Origin of the sequence: Arthrobacter sp. AB6 (assembly GCF_031844545.1) — a bacterium.
Lineage (GTDB): Bacteria > Actinomycetota > Actinomycetes > Actinomycetales > Micrococcaceae > Arthrobacter.
Map to the genome: position 1 here is coordinate 1 of NZ_JAUZVL010000018.1, position 21146 is coordinate 21146.

The following is a 21146-nucleotide window of genomic DNA, read 5'->3' on the forward strand; positions in this document are numbered from 1 at the left end:
TTGGCTGCAGTTCGAAAGGTCCGGAGACGGAGAAGAGGCCAGGAGACGATGGGAGCAAAGCCCCTTCTTCAGGCACACCCCACCAGTTTAAAGAGCCGATAGTGGATACTACTGTCAACCTGCCCCGCCCGGGCAAACCCATGCTTGCCGGTCACGCGGCCGGAACTTGGGCGACTCTGTTCCGTCCATGGCTGGGGCCAACTCAGGTTAACCCACGGCTGGGATTGGGAGCCGTTGGGGTAGCTCCCTGGCAGCAGTAGCGGTGGATAATCTAAGAGCATTTTCCCCCGGCTGCGGGCGGCGGATGTCCCTTACATAGGACGCGCAATTCCCACGCCACTTCTGGCGGGAGACGTGTGCTCTCATTCTCACTGACCCTGGGGCCTATTGCCGTGGACCGTCCCCACGTTTGACGCCGCTTGCGGCTTCCCGATGTAAGCGGGTATTGGCTGGCCAGCCCCGCACCGCGGGAAGTCCGGGGCTGGCCTGTCTGTCGCCGTATTGGCACTAATCCGTTTCCGGGCAGGTGCAGAACGGGCAGTCTTGTGGGCAATCCATGGGGACCGTGCCCCGGAGTGCCTTTTGCGGAACCACAGCTTCCTTCGTCATGCACATGGAACAGTGAAGTCTCCGCTGCGCGGCGGCACGATCAGCGTTCCGTTGATGCGCCGTGGAAGGGGCGGCGTTCCATCCCGAAGCTCGATTGGAAGCACGGCCTCAGGAGCATCCTGGAACGTCACTGGACGAAGGAAACGCCGGATGGCGGTCGCTCCGACCGAGGTGTGCAGGGAGTTGGTGGACGGCCAAGGACCTCCGTGGGTCTGGGCCCAGCTGACAGCGACACCGGTTGGATAGCCGTTGTAGATAATCCGTCCGGCCCGACCTCGCCCGATCTCTGTCAGCCGGGCCGTGAGGTCGCCCTCATTCACTCCGGTGTGAAGCGTTAGGGTCAAAGAGTCCTCTACCATGGCCAGCGCCGAGACCAGTTCCGTCTCCGACTTGTAACGAACGATTATGGCGGAGGGGCCGAAGCACTCTTCGATCAGTTCAGGGGTGAGCCGTGCGGCATCGATGCTGTACAGGGTCGGCCTTACGCGGAAACCTCCTCCGACTGGTTCCGCACCCACCGCTACTTGTTCAACGTTCTCGTTCTTCTCGAGGGCACCGGTGATGGCTGCGTAGGATTCGAAGATCCGTTTGTTCAGCAGTGGCGACACGGTGCTGCCGGACAGGTCACTCGTGAGGGCGGCAACGAGCTTGTCCCCGTTGTCCCCGGCCGGGACGAAAACGACGCCGGGCTTGGTGCACAGCTGCCCTGCGGAGGTAGTGATCGAAGCTGCCAGGCCTTGTCCGATCTCGGGGCCTCGTTCGGCGGCCGCCCCTGCTGTGACGATAAGCGGGTTCAGGCTGCTGAGCTCGCCATAGAAGGGGACGGGCTGGTCCCGGCGGCTGATGGCTTCCATAAGTGCGCCTCCGCCTCCAAGAGAGCCGGTAAATCCGACTGCCTGGATCAGCGGATGGCTGACAAGCTCTGTACCGGCTTTCTGGCCGTACACGATTCCCACGATTCCGTCCGGCCCTCCACTGGCATGCGCGGCCGCGGCCATGGTGGCGAAGGAGATCTTGGAGGTGTTCGGATGGGAGCTGTGAGCCTTGAGGATTACAGGGCAACCGCTGGCCAGCGCGGAGGCCGTATCGCCACCCAGAACGGAGAAAGCGAAAGGGAAATTGCTTGAGCCGAAGACAGCGACGGGACCGATAGGCTGGAGAATCCGTCGCAGGTCCGGCCTGGGACCCATCGGAGTATCACCTGCGGTATCGATGGCGGCTTCCAGGTAGCTGCCTTCCCGCAACACCTCGGCGAAGAACCGCATTTGGTAGGACGCTCGTTTGAGTTCGCCCGTGAGGCGGGCGGTGCCGATACCTGTTTCCTCATCGGCGGCGCGGATTAGTTCGTCGGCGTTCAGGTCGATGTTGTCTGCGATGGCTTCTAGAAGTCGGGCCCGACCTTCACGGCCGATGCCCTGCAGGTAGGAGAAAGCCTCGCCGGCGATTTCCACGGTTTTTGCGACGTCGGCAGCCGAGCTTTCTTCGGCCACCGGCTCAAGTGCCTGTCCTGTGTAGGGGCTGCTGCCTGCAATGGTTGTCATAGAAATCCTTGGCTTTGTGGTGGTCGTCAAATGTCTGCAGGAGATCCTGATGCCGAGGGGTGCAGCTAGGGCATTCAGGTTTGTTCGAAATTTCGACCAGTGGTCGGCTCTGTGAACAGTAAAACATGAGGGGCGGAGTGTGTCAACGCTTAGCTCTTGGCGCCGCCCGGCGGCTGCGTTCTGTGCACGGGCGACAAAGAACGGGCGGTGTGGTCGCGTGAACGCAACCACACCGCCCTCTTTTCAACGGCTAGCTGCCGCTGAAAACTCTTCTGTCCCGACTCATTCCTGTATGGATCGCTTCGTTCCGTCGAATGGCGGACTCTAGGAGACTGGAACGGCCGGGGGCCAGTCGTCCTTCCAGGGGCGGGCCGATTCGAATGCTGCCGATGCTGCGAGGACAGAGGCGTCGGCAAGGTGCCTTCCAATGATCTGGAGGCCTACAGGAAGACCGTCTTTCGTGTATCCGGCGGGGCAGCTTGCTGCCGGTTGCCCTGTCAGGTTTACCGGGAAGGCGAACCCTGTCCAGGCGTTGTTGGGGACCATGCGGCCGTCGACAAGCTCAGGCCCTTGCATCCCAACCGGGAAGGGGGGCGTGGTCAGTGTCGGCGTGACCAGCAGGTCGTAGTCTTCCATGAGGCGCCACATCTTGTTGGCAAAGGCCTTTCGGTCCCGCCTGGCGTTGGTGAGTTGCTCTGCTGTCCACGGCTTCTCCAGCAAATCCAGCAGGTGAGGGGACATTTCCTTGCCGTATGTTTCGGCCATCGCCCGCATCCCCGTGAGGTCGCTGTCAGCGGCAACCAACCCCCAAAAGGTTGATTGAGGGTTAGTCCAGTCAGGAGTCACAGTTTCCACTTTGCAGCCGAGATCACGCAGCACTCCGACGGCGTCCTCTGCAATACGCCGCACTTCAGGATCCACGGCAAGGTAACCGAAGTCAGGGCTGTAAGCCACGCGCAGCCCCCGAACGTCCCCTTCGATCGCGGTGAGCCAGTCGACATCGCCGGATGGGATAGACAGCCGGTCTCTCGGGTCTGGCCCTGCGAGAACGGACATTAGCAGTGCCGCGTCCGCGACAGTCCGGGTCATCGGCCCGATGCACTCCAGCGATTCCCAGCTCGACAGCCCGGGGTACCGCTCGTCCCGGCATCCTGGGTAGAGCGGTACGCGGCCCATTGATGCCTTGAAGCCGTATATGCCGCAGAGTGATGCGGGGATGCGGATGGACCCGCCACCGTCGCTTCCCAAGGCAACGGGACTCATCCCTGTCGCGACAGCCACACCCGACCCGGCGCTGGAACCCCCTGGCGTGAGCGCAGGATTCCACGGATTGCGGGCTGCTGGAGAGATGGGGTTGTGGCCCGCGCCTGAGTACCCGAATTCAGGAACGGTGGTCTTTCCCAGGACAACGGCACCGGCGGCGACGACCCGTTCGACGGCGACATCGTCTTCGTCGGGAACAAAATCCCGGTAAGCAGGTGAGCCGGACCGTGTCGGGATTCCCGCTGTTGCGATCAGGTCCTTGACCGCGATCGGCACTCCGGCCAACGGGCCTGGGTCTTCTCCGCGGGCAATCTTGGAGGCAAGCTCTGCTGCTTGGGCCAATGCCCGCTCCGCGGTCAGCTCAACAAAGGCGTGAAGTTTCGGATCAAGCTGGTTGACCCGCTCCAACGCGGCCTCAACGACTTCTACGGGAGATACCTCTTTCGCCCGGACCCGAGCGGAAATTTCAGTTGCAGGCAGCTGGGTTAGGTCGGTCATCGTGCTCCTCCAGCAAATTCGGCAGTCTTGGAATCGTCGTTCTGAGCCTGTAGCGGCTCTACGGAGGACCTGGACCCGATCATTGCGTAGGCAACGCCGCCGACAATAATTCCCACCAGCGCCTGAGAGAACTGCGGTGCGTAGAAATGAACCAGGAAGGCGGCCAGAGAGCCAATGCCCCACGCCACGAACGGCTGGACGCGCCATGCCTGGGCGGAGCGACTGAGAGCCCGGCGCTGAATGACCTGGTCGACGATCAGTACGGCGCCGATTGGTGGTACGAGTACACCCAGGATGTTCAGCCACTCGGCGAAGTAGCTCCATACCCCTGCCAGCGCGGCTGCCACGCCGACCACACCAAGGCCAACAGTGAGGACCCGCATGCGTCCCCCGCTCAGCTGGCTCCAGCCCACGGCGCCGTTGTAGAGGCAGTGGGCGGCGACAGAGCCGAGGTTGATGAAGACGAATACCACCGCAATTGCGGTCAGAATGGGACCATTGTTCGTAAGGGCGGGAAGGAAATCACCGCCATTTGCTGCGGGGTCGATGGCCATGCCGGCCGCAACGATAAAGCCGCCGACCATGAGGGCGATCGTATTGGCAAAGGGGAAGGCTGTAAGGGTCGCGAGCACGGCCTCCCGTCCGGAGCGGGACCAGCGGGTGAAGTCAGCGGTCATGGTTCCGGAATCGGCGAACGACGCGATGACGATCGAGACAGCCGCGCCGAAACTCAGGATTGATCCGCCTGGACCGCCGGCGTAGGCGGCAACTTCTCCTATTCCGCCGGCATTGGCAGCAAAAGCGATGGCTACCACCGTCATGATGGCAAAAAACGGCGCGGCGATGACCCCGATGATCGTGAGGGCGCGAACGCCGACGAAGGTGATGAAAATGAAGAATGCCCCGCCAATGAGGATCATCCAGCTGGGGTTCCAGCCCAGCGCGGATTCAAGCGTGGATCCGGTGAGACCGACCTGGAAGGCGAACCACCCCACTACCACCGTGGCAAGAAGGCCTGCCGGAATTTTGGCGCCAAATCTTCCGAATGTGTCGGCAGCGATGAGCGCGAAATTTTTGCCGGTCTTTCCAGCCATATAGCTCAATGTGCCAACGTAAAGCAGCAGCACAATATTGCCGACCAGGATGGCGCCGAGGCCCTGCCAGAAACCAAGGCTGTAGATGATTGTGCCGCCGAACACCGCTGAGGTCAGGACCATGGGAAAGCCCAGCCAGACGGCGGAAATGGAACGAAGGGAACGCCGGTGTTCCTGCGGCACCGGCTCATGCTCAAACTCTGATTCAAGGACCACATGGTCGTGAGAGTGTTCTGCATTGAGGCTCATGTGTTGATCTTTCTGCCTTAGGCGAGGCACATCTTGCGCAGTGGCGGAGCTGCCGGAAAACGGCGGCTTATGCCTGCTGCGGTCACAGTGTCATCCCTCATCTTGTTCGTAATGGCGAACAATGAACGTTATGTCGATCACAGCCTAGACTCGTCCGGCCTGCACGTCAATGCAGTCGCCGGGGTTGGCCCTGTGGGGTCTTAGCCCGAATCCGAAGTGGACCCCCCGGTGAGAGCCAATTACAGCGGGAAGGGCCAAGCAGCGTTGACCACACCCGCACCCGGACGTACTCTGATCGACATATCGCATAGCGTTCGATGTATCGAACGACTGCCGTTTTACGTGAGAGTCCCAACGATTGGTGTGGAGTATGGGCAGCAGGATTGGTTTTGTCGGTCTTGGAACAATGGGTAGCCCCATGGTGAGGCGTTTGATGGCGTCAGGCTACGACGTAGTGGTGTGGAATCGGTCGCCAGAGGCCGTAGAGGACCTGGTTCGCGCGGGAGCCATTGCTGCGCGCGACCTCGCGGATGCTTTTGACCAGCCTGTGGTCATGAGTGTTCTGGCTGACGATGCGAGTGTCCGCGAACGCATCCTTGAAAGTGGCGTCCTTGCCACAAGTGCTTGTCAGGTACACATCAATCTGGCCACAGTTTCTGTGGGTTTGGCGTTGGAGGCAGCTGGGGTCCACGCAGGCAATGACGTTGGTTATGTTGCGGCCCCTGTGCTGGGGCGAGCGGATGCGGCAGCCGAGGGGGTCTTGCACGTTCTGGCTGCCGGAGAGGCGTCTGCGATGGAACGGGTCCGGCCGATCCTGAACTGCTTGGCAACACGTCTCTGGGACTTGGGGGAGAAGCCGGAGAACGCGAACCTGGTCAAAATTGCGGTGAACTTCATGATCGCAAGTGCAATCGAAACGTGTGCAGAAGCCGTGTCCCTCGTTGAGGCGTACTCGATCGATGCTCGTGCGTTCTTGGAGCTCATCAGTAACTCTCTGTTCACAGGGCCCGTGTACAGCCACTACGGCGGCATGATGGTTTCGGGGATGTATGAGCCGGCAGGGTTCACGGCAAGGTTGGGTCTTAAGGATGTACGACTGGCGCTATCGGCATCTCATGCTCAGCACCTCTCACTTCCCGCTGCCAGTCTTATCCAGGACGCCTTGCTCCAAGCGATGGCGGCCGGATGGGGCGAGCGTGACTGGTCGACCCTGGGCGAGGTAGCGCGGGCGAGAAGCGGCCCGTCGCGCCCTGCGGGCTGACTTTTTCTCTTTGTCTTTGCTGAGCCCGCTGGGCTCAGCCATGGACCTCGCGGGGCCGACCCCCTTCAGCTGTCTACCGTTCTTGAATGCTCCTGCGTTAGCGGTAGCTGGGGGAGGGTGCCAGCGTCTTTCCATGTGGCCCGTCAATCTTCAATGCTGGCAAGGCCATGTCATCGTAGGTGCCGTCATGGCTACGCGCCCGTAGCTGCACTCCTGTCCACGCACCTGCAGAGTGACGGTGCGTTTGGCTGAGACCTTGCTCGTCCGGCGTGAAATTCCTCTGTTTGCCGACGGCGGCTGGGGTCTAAGCAGTGGATGGAAAGCGTCACACTTCCCAGCATTGCGGTTCGGGTGGGGAACCAGCAAGAGCCGAATCCTGGGCGGTTCAGGATTCGGCTCTTGCTTTTCGCCTAGTTATGCAGTTCCACGACCAAATCTGGGCGACGGATGGATCCCGACTCTGACCCTACGACTTGGTACCCAGCCGGACCTGCAAAATGTTCTTCAGTTCGGCAAAACGTCCCTTGGCACTGAGGATGACAGCGATGATGATGATGCCACCCTGGAAGGCGAGCTGCTGGGGAATGCTCAGGCCGAGCAGCACTAGTCCGTTGTTAACAACGCCCAGCAGCAAGACACCAAGAACAGCACCGACAATGCTTCCCCGTCCGCCTGCCAGCACGGTTCCGCCGATGATGACCGCAGCGAGGACCGTTAGAAGGTCGTCAGCTCCCACATCGAATCGCACCGATTGCAAACGGCCAGCGTACAGAAGCCCTGCCAAGCCCCCAGCCAACGAGCTCAGAACTAGAGCGGTGATTTTGATCCTGCCGGTGCGGATGCCCGAGAACCTGGCCGCAGTGGTGTTGCCACCGGTGGCGTGCAAAGCGCGGCCGAAGGCAGTGTGCTTGTAGAGAACATGGGCCAGGACGGAGAGCACCGCGGCCCAGATAACGAGGGAGGAGAGGGGACCTATGCTCCCTCCCCCGAAGATGGCAATGTATGTGGGATCTTTGACCACTTTGGTGACTGTATTGGTTATCCATCGTGCAGCACCGTCAAGTATGCCCATGGTGCCAAGAGTGACAATGAACGACGGAACACCAAGGCCAACTGTAAGCAGCCCATTCACGAGGCCGACCGCAGCGCTGACGGCCAGGGCAACGGCCGCACCGGCTGCCCACCCGTACTCGGGCATGGTGAGCGCGGCAACATATCCGGCGACAGGAACAACTGCTGCGAAGGAAAGATCAATCTCGCCGCAGGTAATGACGAAGACTGTTGCCAGGGCCATGACCAGAATCGGGGCGCTTTGGCTGACGATATTCAGCAGATTGGATGAGGACAGGAAGGCTGTGTCGCTGAGGATCAGCCCCAGAATCACCGTAATCGCCACGAGCGCGAAAAGCAGCGGAATTGGCCCGTTGCCGATGAGGGCCCAGAGGCTTTTCTTGGGCCGGCCTGAGGCCGCGTTTGCACGAGGGTCTGCGGGACGGGACGGGGTTTCTACGGCGGTCATACTACTTCTCCATGATGTGCACGGGCGGTCTTCTCGCTCGTGGCGTGTTGGTTGATTGCATGCATCGCTTGCAGTAGGTCCGATTCGGACGTCTCTTTGGAGTTCGCGAACTCCTGAGTGATTTCGCCATCCACGAATACGACGATGCGGTCGGTCGCCTCGCGTAACTCCCGCAGGTCGTTGGTGAGCCAAAGGCAGGTTGCGCCGTGGTTGACCAGTGCACGTATCTGATTGGCGATTTCTGCAGAGGCATGAATATCGACGCCGAAGGTTGGTTCCTCGAGCAGTAGGACCTTCGCGTTCGTTGCGATCGCCTTGGCCAAAACTACTTTCTGTTGGTTTCCTCCTGACAGTTCGTCAACGAGTTGAGATGCCGAGGTGGCTTTGATGCTGAGGTCTTTCATGAAGTGATCTGCAAGATCGGCTCCCTTCCGGGAGCTCATGAAGGGACCGCGTCTCAACTCCGGCAGCACGGACAGCGCAATGTTGTCTTGTACTGACGCGCCCAGAATGAGCCCTTCGGCCTTCCGATTGCCGGGAATCAGGTAGATGCCCTGCTTCGCAGCTTCCAGCGGGGATTGAGGGACCCGGCGCTGCTTGCCGTCCAGAGTCATGTGTCCGGTGGCGCCGGCGGCAACGCCGGCAAGGGCTCGCAGAAAGTCATTCGAGCCGCTCCCGGAGAGCCCGGCAATTCCCACAATTTCGCCGGGACGGGCTTCGAAGTCGACCTGGCGGACTTGCTGCTTGAAGCTGACTTTGCTCACAGCAAGTGCCGGCTTGGTTCCCTCATGTGACTTACGGCCGGAGGACTCAGCGGCGGAGGGCACGTCGGTGGCGACAATCCCGGAGACGATGTCCGCCATCGTCGTCTCTCGCACCGCGCTGCTGAGTACCGGCTTTCCATCCCTGAGGACAGTTACGTCATCACAAATGTCGAAGACTTCCTGAAGGTGATGCGTGATGAAAACAATGCCCATCCCGGTCTGTTTCAATTGGTAGACAACTTGGAAGAGGCGCTCAACCTCGTGGGCTGACAGTGCGGTCGTTGGCTCATCCAGAATCAGACATGCGGTGGCTGACGTGAGGGCCTTTGCAATCTCGATAACTTGGCGGTCTGCCAGGCCAAGGCTCGCCACTTCGGCTCGCGGGTCAATTGAGATTCCCAGTCTTTCGAACAGGGCGGCTGCTTCGTCAACTTCCGAACCCCGCTTTAGGATCCCAGTCCGGGAGAGCGTATGTGGTCTTCCGAGGAACACGTTGTCAGCCGCCGACAGGGACGGAACGAGGCTCAGATCCTGATAGACCATGCCCAGGCCCGCGGAAGTCGAATCCTGAACAGAACCGGGCTTGACACTCTTTCCGCCGATGGCCAGGTGGCCGGAGTGGGGAAGGACATGTCCCGTTGCGACTTTCATCAGCGTTGATTTGCCCGCGCCGTTGGCCCCAAGAAGGGAATGGACGCTGCCGGCGCGCACCAGCAGATCAGCCTGGTAAAGGATCTGGTTGGTTCCGAAGATCACGTCGATCCCGCGCATTTCCAACGAAGGCGCCGTCATCTCTTGCTCAGGCAAGAGAGGAGCACCGTTCGCTACGACGCTGCTCATCACTCGCTCGGGAACTCGAGATGCGGACCGTATGCGATTTCCCACGCTTCCTGCACGTTGTCTTTCGTGACGGCGAAGGTCGGAACGGTGAGCAGTGGCGGGACTTCGCCCCCGAGCGCGGCAACCACTCCTGCAAGTGCCGAGGTACGCCCCCATTCGTAGACGAGGGACGATGTGACCCCGAATACGGGTCCATCAGTTTGCATGTCCGTCACAGCTTGCGGGTCAAGGTCATAGTGGATGACCTTGACGTCTGTCTTGCCCGCAGCGGCCAGGGCGGCCTTCACGCCTTGGGCGGGGAGGTCCCATGGGGCAAAGATGACGTCGACGTCGGGGTTTCGTGCCAAAAGTCCGGAGGCGACCGGCTCCACAGCGCCCGGATCTGAGATGGGTTCCTGCGCTATGACGTCAAAGTTGCCTACGCTGCGGATCGTGTCAATGAACGCCTTTTCACGCTGGTTAATGCTGGGAGTGTCCTGATCCCAGTAGATGTAGCCCAGTTTGGCGCCGTCCGGGAACTGCTTTGCGACTGCGTTTGCCGTGATCTTTCCGGCCTGCTTCGTGTCGTAGTCAATTTCCGTGACGTACTGATTGCCGGCTGTCCAGCCTTTGGTCGCCTGGATCAGGGTGACCACTTTTACGCCTGCGTCGACGAGCGGCTGGAGCGCCGCCTGTGTGGCGTCCGGGTCGATGACACCGATAACGGCAATGTCCGGCTTCAACGGAAGAACATTGTTGACGTCCGTTGAGAGTTTTGTCAGGTCGAAGTTGCTGACGGTGCGCGACACCACTTCGCCGCCCAGGCAGCCCATGGTGTCTTTGAGTCCGTCGGCGATGGCGTTGTTATAGGGCGCTTCGGCCCAATCGAGAAAGACTGCGCGGAACTTCTTGTCTTTGGCCTGCTGAACTTGCTCATCTGAGATCTGCAGGTCCGAATACCAGGCAGGATCGTTGTCATTTGCTCCGCGGAATCCGGATGTGACCGGATCAGGCTTCTCAATCCAAGCGGGAAGATCGTCAACTGACCGGTTCAGGACGTTTTCGCAGTCCGTTGCCGCAGCCGGGGCCTGCTCTTCTGAGGAGCTGCAAGCTGTGAGAGATGCAACGACCCCTGCAATCGAGAGGCCTATGGCCCATGCGCGGGTTTTGCTCATTTCAACCACCTTTGTTCGAAATATCGGATGCTGTTCGGATTGAACATAGCGCTTGAATGGCGGACTCGTCAATGGTCCAAAAATTCCAAAACCTCAGTACCGACGCCGAAGCTGGCATGGAAGGCTCCATAGACCCCGCTTCATATGTAGCAGCGCCGGGCGAAGTGGTGGTCGGGAGCCCCCCGAATGGCTTGAGCTCGTACGCCGCACCCCTAAGGCAGCTTCCATTGACACGGCCGAGCCGCGATCGCTAGGCTTTCGGTAAGTCGATCAGTGTTCGACATTTCGAATGGAGCGAGTGTGAAGAATACAAGAGATTTTCTAGCGGAACAGCATCTCCCCAGCGGTGACTTGTCTGATCTGCCCACCAGCCACAAGCGTTTTCCGGACGGCGGTCAGTACCGGGTGGAGATCCCCTCCATTGAGCATCCGGAAACACTTGCAGCGGTTCTGCAGGAAGCTGCCCTGCGCAATGTCCCTATACATCGCGTTTCCCAGGGAAGCGGCGGCATGTTGTGCACCGATGCAGAACTTGCCGATTTTGCAGCCCAAGGGCGCGCCGCGGGCGTGGAGGTCAGCCTTTTCGCCCGGCCGACAGCGGCGTGGGACACGGGCGCCGGTAGCGCAGCACCAACGAGTGGTGGCCTGGCCACCCAGGCGCGCGGTGCCGAGCAGCTCGTTTACGGTCTTGAAGACATCCAGCGCATCGCCGCGTCCGGACTGCGCAGTGTTCTGGTTACTGATGCCGGTGTGCTGAGCCTGGCATCGGCAATGCGCGAATCGGGCCTGTTGCCCGCTGATCTTGTTATCAAGGTAAGCGTGCAGATGGGCTTCTCCAACCCTGCCTCCATCCGGATTGCTGAATCGCTCGGGGCAGACACCTACAACGTACCGACGGACCTCTCCCTGGCCCAGCTGGCAGCCATCAGGGCCGCCGTGGACATTCCAATCGACATCTATATCGAGTCCCCGGATGACTTGGGCGGGTTCCTCCGCTACTACGAGATCGCCGAGATTGTCCGTGTTGCTGCTCCGGTCTATGTCAAGTTCGGGCTTCGCAACTCGCCTTTCCTGTACCCCAGCGGCTCCCACCTGAGCGAGTTGGCAATCCGCCTCGGCAAGGAACGCGTCCGCCGTGCCGAAATGGGACTGAACTTCCTGGAGCGCTACTACCCCGAAGCAAAGATGTCCCCGCTGAAGGCGGCGGATCTCGGCATTCCCCAGGAGATCGCCCGGCCTGACTCTTCCGAAAGCACTCTCGCAGGTGTCCTGGCGGAAGGACGGTCGGCATGACGCCCACTCCAGCTCTCAGCACTCTAATGGACCCCGCGATTGGCAATATCCTCAGCCGAATCAGGATGACCATGGCGAGCGTTGGTGACAAGTTTCCACACTGGGCAGACACGACCACGGGCGAGTGGACCCTGACGGACGACGGCGACTGGACCGGCGGCGCCTGGGTCGGTGAACTTTGGCTGGCCGCGCGTGTAACCGGTGACCAGACTTTCGCAACCGCAGCCCATCGCTGGCTGGAACGGATGGAACCGCGCGTACTCCTCGAAACCGCCTTCAAGGGCTTCGGTTTCTACCACGCAGGAGCCTTGGGCTACATGCTGTCCGGGGATACGGACGCCCGCGAGACAGCCATCCGTTGCGCCAAGCATCTTTCGGGGATGTTTGACGAACGGCTGGGTCTCATCCCTCTCGGTCCGAGCGCCGAAGAAGGCCAGAATGTGGGGACAACCGATTCGAGCATTGACAGCCTCCAGGCCAGCCCCCTGCTCATTTGGGCGGCCGGCGAGACGCAGGACGCCGAAATGTTCAAGGTTGCAGTGGCACACACCAGCCGGGTTCTCGACATCCACATCCGGGACGACGGCTCCGTTATTCAGTCCTCAACCCTCAATCCGACCGACGGCACTGTTATCCGGTACCACACGCACAAGGGTTACAGCGATTCAAGTACTTGGACCCGCGCCCAGGCATGGGCGATCCTTTATGCCTCCACCATGGCACTGGCCATCCCCGGCAGCGACGTCTGGATCCGCCAGGCACGCACGACCGCTGACTGGTGGATTGCCAACGTCCCTGAAGACGGTGTCTCCTACTGGGACTTTGACGACCCAGACATCCCTGCTGCACCCAGAGATACCGCAGGAGCGGCCATCGTCGCAGCCGGCCTTCTCCGGCTTGCCCACCTGCTGGGCCCCGGCGAGGGCGACCGGTACCGGGAGGCAGCAGAGCGGTCTCTGGCAACAATGCTGTCAGAGTACCTAACCCCCACGGACGCCGACGATAACAGGCCCGCCGGAATACTGACCGCAGGCTGCTTCACCAAGCGCCCCGACACTCGCCCGCATGACAAGGCCACGAACGTCGAACTGATCTTCGGCGACTACTTCTTGTTTGAAAGCCTGTGCACTCTTGCCGGGCACGTCCATGTGCAAGAGTTGACTCCACGGATCGCTACATCAGGAGTCGCATGATTTCCACGGAATCCATCGGAACGACCGTCACGTTCAGCAAGACCGTCGGTGAGTACGACGTCTACGCCTTCGCCGGTGTCACGGGCGACTTCAGCCCCAACCACGTCAACCATGAGTACATGGCAGACTCGCCCTACGGGCAGCGGATCGTCCACGGCGCGCTGTTGGTCGGCTATATGTCTACCGCTTCAGTGGCGATGATCAACAAGCTGGGCATCGATGCTGTCAGCTACGGCTATGACCGCGTACGGTTTCCCAAGGCAGCCCTGTTCGGCGACACCTTGACCGTTACCTACGAACTTGTCGAAGTAGAAGCCGGCGGAAACAAATCCAAGGGAAGAGTCACAGTGACCCGGCAAAACGGCGACGTCGTCGCTGCCGCCACCCACCTTTTGTACTGCTTCGAAAAAGGAGGAAAAGCAGATGCCTGACAGTCCTACACGTCTACCCCTCGACGGAGTAACCGTTCTCGACTTCACCCAGGTCGAATTCGGTCCTATCGCCACTCAGACTCTGGCGGATTTTGGCGCCAAGGTGATCAAGATCGAAAGGCCAGGTGTTGGAGACATCATCCGGCACATCGATCAGCACGCCACAGACATCGATACAAGTGCGTATTACCTGAGCCTGAATCGGAACAAATCATCCGTGTGCGTCAATCTCAAATCGGAGCAGGGAATCGCGGTTCTCCGGGAGCTGGTGAGCGAAGCTGACGTACTGGTCGAAAATTTCCGACCGGGTGTACTTGAAAAGGCCGGACTGGGATTCGAGGAACTGCATGCCGAGTTCCCCCACCTGATCTACGCATCAGGAACCGGTTTTGGGCCCACTGGGCCGCTGTCGGGCAAGGGGGGACAGGATATGCTCGCCCAGTCGCTGTCGGGTGCAGCCAATCATGCGCGCGATGCTGCCGGACGGCCGCAGCTGCATCCTGTGTCCTTTGCCGATTTCGGGGCCGGGCAGGCGTTGGTGCAGGGGATCCTGCTGGCCCTGATTGAGCGTCAGCAAAGTGGGCTTGGGCAGCACGTTGAGGTTAACCTCTTCGACACGATGCTTTTCGCCCAGCTTCAAGAGCTGACCCAGTGGAAATTGCGGGGCAAGGAAACCAACTTCGTCAAAGACAACTTGGCCGGCGTCTTCAAGACGGAGGATGGGTGGATCACCATCGTCGGTCTTTTCCGTGAGAACCCGCTCCGGGACATCTGCAACGCCTTTGACATGGACGACCTCAGCAAAGAGGAACGGTTCAAGGACCTGAAATCGCAATTGACCAACAGGGGAGAGCTGTGGCCTCTTCTCGACGCAGCGTTGGCCAGCTTCTCCACGGAGGAGTGTTTGAAACGTCTGGACGCCGCGGACATCCTCTGCGCCCCGGTGCTGACACATGATGCGGTGCTTTCCCATGAGCAGGCAACCGCTAACGGCGCTTTCATGACCACCGAACATCCTGTCGCCGGTGAGGTAACGGTGGTCAAATCACCCGTTCGCCTCAGCCGCAACTCAGGAACCCCGATCGTTTCGCCGCCAAAACTCGGGGCAGACACGAACAAAGTGCTGGCCAATGTTTTGGGATACTCCCCGGCGAAGCTTCAGGAACTTCGCGACGCCGGAGCCATCGCATAACCCTGCGCCAGCTACGGTAGCTGCCAGGTACCCGTTACCTTTACATCATGGATTCCGGCCGCCGGGCTCAAATTTTGAGTCCGGCGGCCGCCGTTCGTTGCGGACCGGCCGGTGGCCATTGCAATCCGCCGCACCTTTCTACCCTTGCAGCAGATTTGCCGTCCGGCCCGGGCGGGATCTTCATACATCGCTCGTTCCCCGAGCGGCCTCACTCGCATCTCCGGACGTGCGCAGCTCTGCCAGCAGGGTCTGCGAGAAGCTCTGACGTTGCGCTTTACCCGACCGGGTCCTGGGGATGGACGGTACAAGGGTGATCAGGGACGGACGTTTTGCTTTTTCCAGGACGGTTTCCGCGAACTGGCGCACTTCGGTCTCACTGATGCCCGCATGGGAAACGATGGCCACGCCAATCTCCTCGCCCAGCGCTTCATGGGGAACTCCAAAAACCAAGACCTCATCGATGCGGGGGTGTCCCAGCAGTGCGTCTTCGACCTCGACGGGTGAAATGTTGAGGCCACCACGGATGACAATGTCCTTTAGCCGACCCGTGATGTAAAACCAGGGCAACCCATCAGGCCCGGCAACCCAACAGCCCTGGTCTCCGGTCCGAAACCAGGGCTGGCTCTCCAACCGGCTCGGATCCTGGCCGTGGTACGAATGCATGATCACAGAACCCCGCACCGCGACTTCCCCCGAAATTCCCGGCCCAACCGGTGCGCCTGAGCGGTCGAGAACTGCAACATCCGCATGAGGTACCGCCGGTCCCACGGACACCAGATGGCTAAGTGCGGGATCGGGCTGGAAGTCCAAGGCAGCAGGGAGCGCAGGGGTCATAGTGACGATGCACGTAGTTTCGCTGAGTCCATATATCTGCCGGATAGCCGGGCCTCTGGCAGATACCCTGCCAGCCAGGGAGCGTGAAAGCGGGCCGCTGCCCGAAACGAACTCGCGGAAATCCGGCGCCCAAACCGCATCCTTGTCAGAGTCCAGGTAGGCGAGGACGGTTGGCACCACACTGGAGACCGTAGCGCCCTCTTTTGCCGCAACTTCCCAGAACGCCTGCCGGCTGAAGCGTTCAGAAAGCACCACGGAAGCGCCGCAATACCAAGGGAACAGAGAGCCGATAATGAGGCCATTTCCATGGCTAATCGGCAGGACTGTCATGACGCGGTCGGAGGGAGTCCAGCCGAAAGCGGTCTGCATGGAGTCGAGGTTTACGAGAAGATTCCGATATTGAAGGTTGATTCCCTTCGGAGCTCCTGTCGTGCCACTGCTGTACAGGCAAAGACCGATCACTTCACCACAAGCAGCCGGAACGGGGGGTGGAGAAAGTTCGCTCTCATCGGTGGCGGAAGGCAGAGCGAGGACAACCGAGGGGCACGACGCGGCGGACGCCGGCAGGTCACTTCCGTCATAAAGGCTTTCGCCGAAATGCACCTGGAAGCGGCAATCGGTGGAGTCCAGAGCCCGGTTCCAGCCATCGGGGGAAAGGCCCTCTGTTTCAAGCGGCACGCAGCACGCATGCGCGGTCCAGCAGGCGAACATGGAAAGAAGAGACAAGGCGGAGTTCCGGGCCGGAACTCCTACCCGGTCGCCTGGACGGACGCCGGCCTCGACGAGCTGTCGGCCGCCGCTGATCGCGGCGTTGCGCCACTGCTGCACTGTCCACTCTGTGCGTGTGCCATCTGCGCCGCTTTCGATCAGGAAGACTGCATCATCGTCAGTGCGTGAGAGCAGAAGATCGACGAATGAGCCGTGGGCGAGGGCTTCCATATCAACTGGTGCCCGGCAAGAGTCCGGTTCCGAACTGCGGGTATGATGCAAGGCAGCCCCTCCAAAACAGTCGACGAAATAGCGAACGACGTGCGATACTTCGAATAGTAGTTTTTGCAAGTCTACATTGGAGGGTTCAGTGGCACGACCAGTTCCGGCAGTTGCCCGGGCTTTGGACACACTTGAATTGTTTCTCGAGCATGACACTTTGGCAGCTCCCGACATCACAGCTCGTCTGGGGCTTCCTCGAACGACAGTCCACGAGCTCGTGCACACGCTGGTCCAGCGACAGTATCTGCTGGAGGTGGGCACCGATACCAAGCGCTTCGAGCTGGGTCCCGCCACAGTTGCCTTGGGGCAGCGGTATCAAGACCGGGTGGATTTGAGCCGGCAGGGGCAGCTCGTGAGCCAGTCCGTCTCCGAGCAGTGCAATGAGACAGTTCATGTGGGGATCCTGGACGAGGATTCCGTCATTTACATCGCCAAGGCAGACAGCTCGCATTCAGTCCGCATGGTGTCTGCCGTAGGGCGTCGGCTTCCTGCCCACTGCACCGCAGTGGGTAAAGCTCTGCTTTCCGGTCTCACCCCGGAGGAATTTGATTCGATCTACAGCCAGCACCGGGACCTGCCAAAAATGACCGTGCGGAGCATCGCCACCGTGGATGAGTTGCGCTCGGCAGTCGCCGCCGTCCGCGAGACGGGTTACGCCACGGAGTTTTGCGAATCCAACGAGGATGTTGCGTGCATTGCCGCGCCGGTTCGTGATGTCACAGGCACCGTTGTTGCCGGAATCAGCATTTCCGTGCCGACGAACCGTTGGAATGAGGACATTAGGCATCGACTGGGAAAGATAGTTCTGGACGGCGCCGCTGATCTGACTCGCCGCCTGGGCGGGACTCCTGCTGCACGCACTGCTGCTTCCAAGCGGGAAGCGGTATAACGCCGCAGATAGTCCCCTTCCTGGGGCATGAGCGGCGCCAGGACAATCCTGATCGCCGCCCAAGGCTCGCCAACTTTCCAAACCCGGTAGGCCAAGGAGGACAAGGCAATGCTGTCGTCATGGCTGGTTGCTCATAGGAGACCGGCTACGGTGGCACGATGTCCGGCTTGTGGTCATCGTGCTCCTTCCCGCAGTTTGTTCGAATGGTCATGGCTCGGGTCCATGGTCGGTGCAAGCCCTGGCGCATGGCAGTGCGGAGAACCGTTGAAGGGTGATTCCTCATGTCAATGCATTGACCGCTCCCACCTGGCAGCCGCGCAGCTCTCGACATAGCCCCTGCCGCATCTCCGCCGCCCCCGAGGCGCCTCGCTTCCGGTCGGTCTGTCAGGCGATCGCGGTTCGCGCGGGCGCTTGATGCCCAAGCCGCCCGTGTCGGACGAGAGATGCGGTCACGTCGCCTTGTCTCCGGCGTTGCCGTTCCGGCCTCTGCCTTGCGGTTGGAGCAAGCCGAAGCGTTGCTGGCCGCTGGGCATAGTGATTCCAGGGCGGCCACGGCTTCGGTTTTGGCAGTTCGGAATCTGTGCGCCGAATTTCAATCAGCGCCTGCACATTTCTCCCAGCGACTTCCGTGTTCGTTTCGCGCGACACAGAGAGTGTTTTCCCGCGCGTACGGTGGTCGCCCAGCCCTGTGTTGTTGTACCTGGTGCGCCCCTGGAGCTCTTTCCAGTGAGGACGACTCATCCCGGAACGCGCACGCACGGGTTTGTGCCTGGTGCGTGGGCAGCTTCGAGGCTTGAGGGGTCGGCCGGGGGCGGTAGCCATTCGGGTCAGGGGTGGCCCGCCGGTACGGACGGCAAGGGGTCCAACCAGCGCCGTCGCTGATAGGTAGAAACTGCGGAAATACGGGTGCCCGTACCGCGGATGATGGTCTCGATGATGAGCGGTGCGGTGCCGCCCAGAACCGCTGCTGGGATGTTGTAGGACATGCCCAGGCCCGAGCTGGGTGCTCTATGGGGAACAGCGCGGGAAGAGTTGCTGCCAGGGATCCATGTAGAAGGCCACGGAGATCTTTGTCGTCGTTCACCAGCACGAAGGCCCGGGACGCGGGCAAGTCGTCCCGGGGATCACTGGCATCAGTGACCTCAAAAGCCTATTCGTGTCTGCCGGAACGCTGCATTGAGCAGCCTCAGTCGACCGGCGGGTGAAGAAGGTGCCATCGGGTCGTTTCCTGCAGTGCAATGCCGATTGAGAGGAGCATACGGTCGCCGTTGGGATGACCCAGAAGTTGAACCGCCGGGGGAACAGGTTCCTCGTCCCCTGATGGAAGGGTCAGCGCCGGAAGGGCTGCGAAGGGCGCAATCCCCACGAACTTGTGAAGACGATTGATCGCAGCGGGACCTATCGTTTCAAGGCTCGCGGCCGTTGGGACCCCGTCTGGGAGAACAGGAGTCAGTACGCAATCAACCCCCTCGAACGTCTCTAACACTGCTTGCCTATAACGTTCGCGCCGCTCTTGGGCTTCGAAATACGCAGCGTCTTGGATACGGTAGCCAGCTTCGAGGAACTGGCGTAGGTCACCCTTCGGTGCCATGTCTTCTAAAAGGCCCATCCGGTCGTAGGCCAGTCTGGCCTCGTACGCGGCGATCGTCCACCAATCGTCAGCGATGCTGTGCGCATCCGGCATCACGGTCTCTCTCACGGCGATACCGGTGTTTTCCAGAGCGAGGATGGCATTTTGCATGCCGCTGCGCGCGAACGCCCCTACGTCTTCGAGTGTCCACGCTGTGTCCACTCCCACGACGATCGCTCCGGCAGCCAGTTGTGAACTGCGCGAGTTAGTTCCAATAGTTGTTACATCCAGTGGGTCCCAGCCCGCCACGGTATCAAAGACTGTCTGGACGTCTTGGGCGCTCCGGGCAATGATTCCCGGCTGGTCGAAGGACGGGGCGAGCGGAAATACGCCGTATCTGCTGATCCCGCCATAGCTCGGCCGCAAAGATGTCACTCCATTGCACGCCGCGGGGAAACGGAGAGATCCGCCCGTGTCGGTGCCTATCGCTGCATGAACAAGGCCAGAAGCAACGGCGACTCCCGCCCCGCTTGAGGACGTGCCTGGCCACAGCGCGGGGTCCCAAGGGTTCCGTGGGACAGAACGCTCTGGAAGATGCTCCGTGAAGGCGCCCTCCGGCATGCCCAGCTTCCCCAGAACGGACGCATCAGCGGCCCGCAGTCTTCGGTCGATGGTCGAAACACCTGGCTGGACGGTGGGCGCCCGGCGGAATCCGTTCGAGGTCGAACCTTCACTGCTCGTGATGTTGTCCTTGAGCCCGAGATACACGCCGCGCAACACTCCCGGGGGCTGGTTTTCGTCCCCAAGGCGCGAGGCGGCGAGTACCGACTCATAAAACTCGTCCTCGAAGCAGTTCAGCGTCTCCCTCAACCGGCGGCAGCGGGTGACGAATGCCTCCGCCAGATCGGCGTACGCGACTTTCCCACTGTCGAGAAGGAGTTGTGTTTGTGCTATCGAAAGCAACGGCAAATCACCAGAAGGAATCGGGACCATGCCTTGGTTTTTGAGTGTCATCCGAGGTTCGGCACGGTGGCCTCACTTGACCACTGATAGTCGCGACCGGTCAATCGTCAGTGCTACGGCGCCGACGACCACAGCGCCGGTGATGACTGTCTGCAGGTACGGGTGCACCATGGCAACACTCATTCCGTTAGCCAGCCCTCCCATGATGACAACTCCCAGAAGGGTGCGGTGCGGCCCACCCAAGCCGCCCGTAAGCGGGGTTCCTCCAACCACAATTGCTCCGACCGCGGCGAGAAGGAAGGGGTCGCCGATGCCGGGAGATCCGGACTGCACTCGAAGCATCAGAAGGATTCCGCCGACCGACGCCAACGCGCCCGAGACAACGAACACGAGGAACTTAACTCGACGAACGGGAACACCCGAGAGCGTGGAGACTGATTCTCCGCCACCTATGGCGTAGACGAAACGTCCGAATCGTGTCCATTTCGCGACGGCAGCCACGGCGAGCATGACCATAAGGGCGAACACTGCGATGTTTGGGAAACCAAAGAGGAAGCTGCCGGCAAAGAAGTCGCCAAACCCGCCGAGGTCACCCACCGGGATGGGTGTCCCTTCGGAGACGTATAGGACGACTCCCTGGAACACGAACATCGACCCCAATGTCACCATAAAGCTGGGTAATTTTCCGTAGGCGATGAGTAGCCCGTTTATTGCTCCGGCGCAGGCGCCAAGCAGGGGGACCAGGAGCAGCATCATCGGCGAGTCATAGTCCCGGAGCAGCACGGCTCCCGACACCGCGGCCAGGGACGCGATGGCACCGACTGACAAGTCAATACTTCCCATGATGATTGGGAAGGTTCCTGCCAATGCGATCAGCAGCAGCACCGAGGATTGACGCGTCAGATTCATAAAGTTCGCTGGTGTCCCGAACTGTGTGCTCATGATGCTGAATCCTACGAACAGGATCACAAGTACTAAGAGGGGACCCCCGGTCCGGCG

15 protein-coding genes are annotated in these 21146 nt (G+C 60.6%); 6 read left to right on the plus strand and 9 right to left on the minus strand.

All coding sequences use genetic code 11. From position 1 onward, the window contains the following. Positions 1–605: 605 nt before the first annotated feature. From Q9R30_RS13900 to Q9R30_RS13910, 3 genes are all read right to left on the minus strand, one after another. On the minus strand, positions 606–2150 hold the full coding sequence (locus tag Q9R30_RS13900) for an aldehyde dehydrogenase (NADP(+)) (protein ID WP_311217901.1): 1545 nt from the start codon (positions 2148–2150) through the stop codon (positions 606–608). A 324-nt stretch (positions 2151–2474) separates the two neighbouring features. Further along, positions 2475–3911 (minus strand): amidase, encoded by a 1437-nt coding sequence (locus Q9R30_RS13905; RefSeq protein WP_311217902.1) that lies wholly within the window; start codon positions 3909–3911, stop codon positions 2475–2477. Next, on the minus strand, positions 3908–5254 hold the full coding sequence (locus tag Q9R30_RS13910) for a cytosine permease (RefSeq protein WP_311217903.1): 1347 nt from the start codon (positions 5252–5254) through the stop codon (positions 3908–3910). The genes Q9R30_RS13905 and Q9R30_RS13910 overlap by 4 nt, the downstream gene beginning before the upstream one ends. Positions 5255–5624: 370 nt before the next feature. Here Q9R30_RS13910 and Q9R30_RS13915 point away from each other — a divergent pair, with 370 nt between their 5' ends. Then, positions 5625–6515 (plus strand): NAD(P)-dependent oxidoreductase, encoded by an 891-nt coding sequence (locus tag Q9R30_RS13915; RefSeq protein WP_311217904.1) that lies wholly within the window; start codon positions 5625–5627, stop codon positions 6513–6515. A gap of 466 nt (positions 6516–6981) precedes the next feature. Here the strand turns inward: Q9R30_RS13915 and Q9R30_RS13920 are convergent, their stop codons facing one another. Genes Q9R30_RS13920 through Q9R30_RS13930 form a run of 3 tightly spaced genes read right to left on the minus strand, consistent with a single transcriptional unit; the run spans position 6982 to position 10792 of the window. Beyond that, a complete protein-coding gene (locus Q9R30_RS13920; protein WP_311217905.1) occupies positions 6982–8034 on the minus strand; it encodes an ABC transporter permease in 1053 nt (350 codons plus the stop codon). Next, a complete protein-coding gene (locus Q9R30_RS13925; protein WP_311217906.1) occupies positions 8031–9638 on the minus strand; it encodes a sugar ABC transporter ATP-binding protein in 1608 nt (535 codons plus the stop codon). The genes Q9R30_RS13920 and Q9R30_RS13925 overlap by 4 nt, the downstream gene beginning before the upstream one ends. After that, positions 9638–10792 carry a substrate-binding domain-containing protein gene (locus Q9R30_RS13930; RefSeq protein WP_311217907.1) on the minus strand — a complete coding sequence of 385 codons (1155 nt, stop codon included), beginning with the start codon at positions 10790–10792 and terminating at the stop codon, positions 9638–9640. Before Q9R30_RS13930 ends, Q9R30_RS13925 begins: the two co-directional genes overlap by 1 nt. 351 nt (positions 10793–11143) lie before the next feature. On the opposite strand from Q9R30_RS13930, the gene Q9R30_RS13935 reads away from it, so the two are divergent. The 4 genes from Q9R30_RS13935 (at position 11144) to Q9R30_RS13950 (ending at position 14901) form a co-directional block, all read left to right on the plus strand. After that, on the plus strand, positions 11144–12085 hold the full coding sequence (locus Q9R30_RS13935; RefSeq protein ID WP_311217908.1) for a U32 family peptidase: 942 nt from the start codon (positions 11144–11146) through the stop codon (positions 12083–12085). Positions 12086–12156: 71 nt separating this feature from the next. After that, positions 12157–13278: a glycoside hydrolase family 88 protein gene (locus tag Q9R30_RS13940; RefSeq protein WP_311217909.1), complete on the plus strand. Its 1122-nt coding sequence runs from the start codon at positions 12157–12159 to the stop codon at positions 13276–13278. Continuing rightward, on the plus strand, positions 13275–13709 hold the full coding sequence (locus Q9R30_RS13945) for a MaoC/PaaZ C-terminal domain-containing protein (protein WP_311217910.1): 435 nt from the start codon (positions 13275–13277) through the stop codon (positions 13707–13709). Before Q9R30_RS13940 ends, Q9R30_RS13945 begins: the two co-directional genes overlap by 4 nt. Beyond that, positions 13702–14901, plus strand: a complete 1200-nt coding sequence (locus tag Q9R30_RS13950; RefSeq protein WP_311217911.1) for a CaiB/BaiF CoA-transferase family protein — start codon at positions 13702–13704, stop codon at positions 14899–14901. Before Q9R30_RS13945 ends, Q9R30_RS13950 begins: the two co-directional genes overlap by 8 nt. A 180-nt stretch (positions 14902–15081) precedes the next feature. Here Q9R30_RS13950 and Q9R30_RS13955 read toward each other — a convergent pair whose 3' ends face one another. After that, positions 15082–16674, minus strand: a complete 1593-nt coding sequence (locus Q9R30_RS13955) for a class I adenylate-forming enzyme family protein (RefSeq protein ID WP_311217912.1) — start codon at positions 16672–16674, stop codon at positions 15082–15084. A 139-nt stretch (positions 16675–16813) separates the two neighbouring features. Here Q9R30_RS13955 and Q9R30_RS13960 point away from each other — a divergent pair, with 139 nt between their 5' ends. Beyond that, a complete protein-coding gene (locus tag Q9R30_RS13960; RefSeq protein WP_311217913.1) occupies positions 16814–17614 on the plus strand; it encodes an IclR family transcriptional regulator in 801 nt (266 codons plus the stop codon). A gap of 1186 nt (positions 17615–18800) precedes the next feature. On the opposite strand, the gene Q9R30_RS13965 is transcribed toward Q9R30_RS13960, so the two are convergent. Beyond that, positions 18801–20198 (minus strand): amidase, encoded by a 1398-nt coding sequence (locus Q9R30_RS13965; protein WP_311217914.1) that lies wholly within the window; start codon positions 20196–20198, stop codon positions 18801–18803. A 21-nt stretch (positions 20199–20219) separates the two neighbouring features. Then, positions 20220–21089 (minus strand): ABC transporter permease, encoded by an 870-nt coding sequence (locus Q9R30_RS13970; RefSeq protein ID WP_311217915.1) that lies wholly within the window; start codon positions 21087–21089, stop codon positions 20220–20222. Positions 21090–21146: the final 57 nt, after the last annotated feature.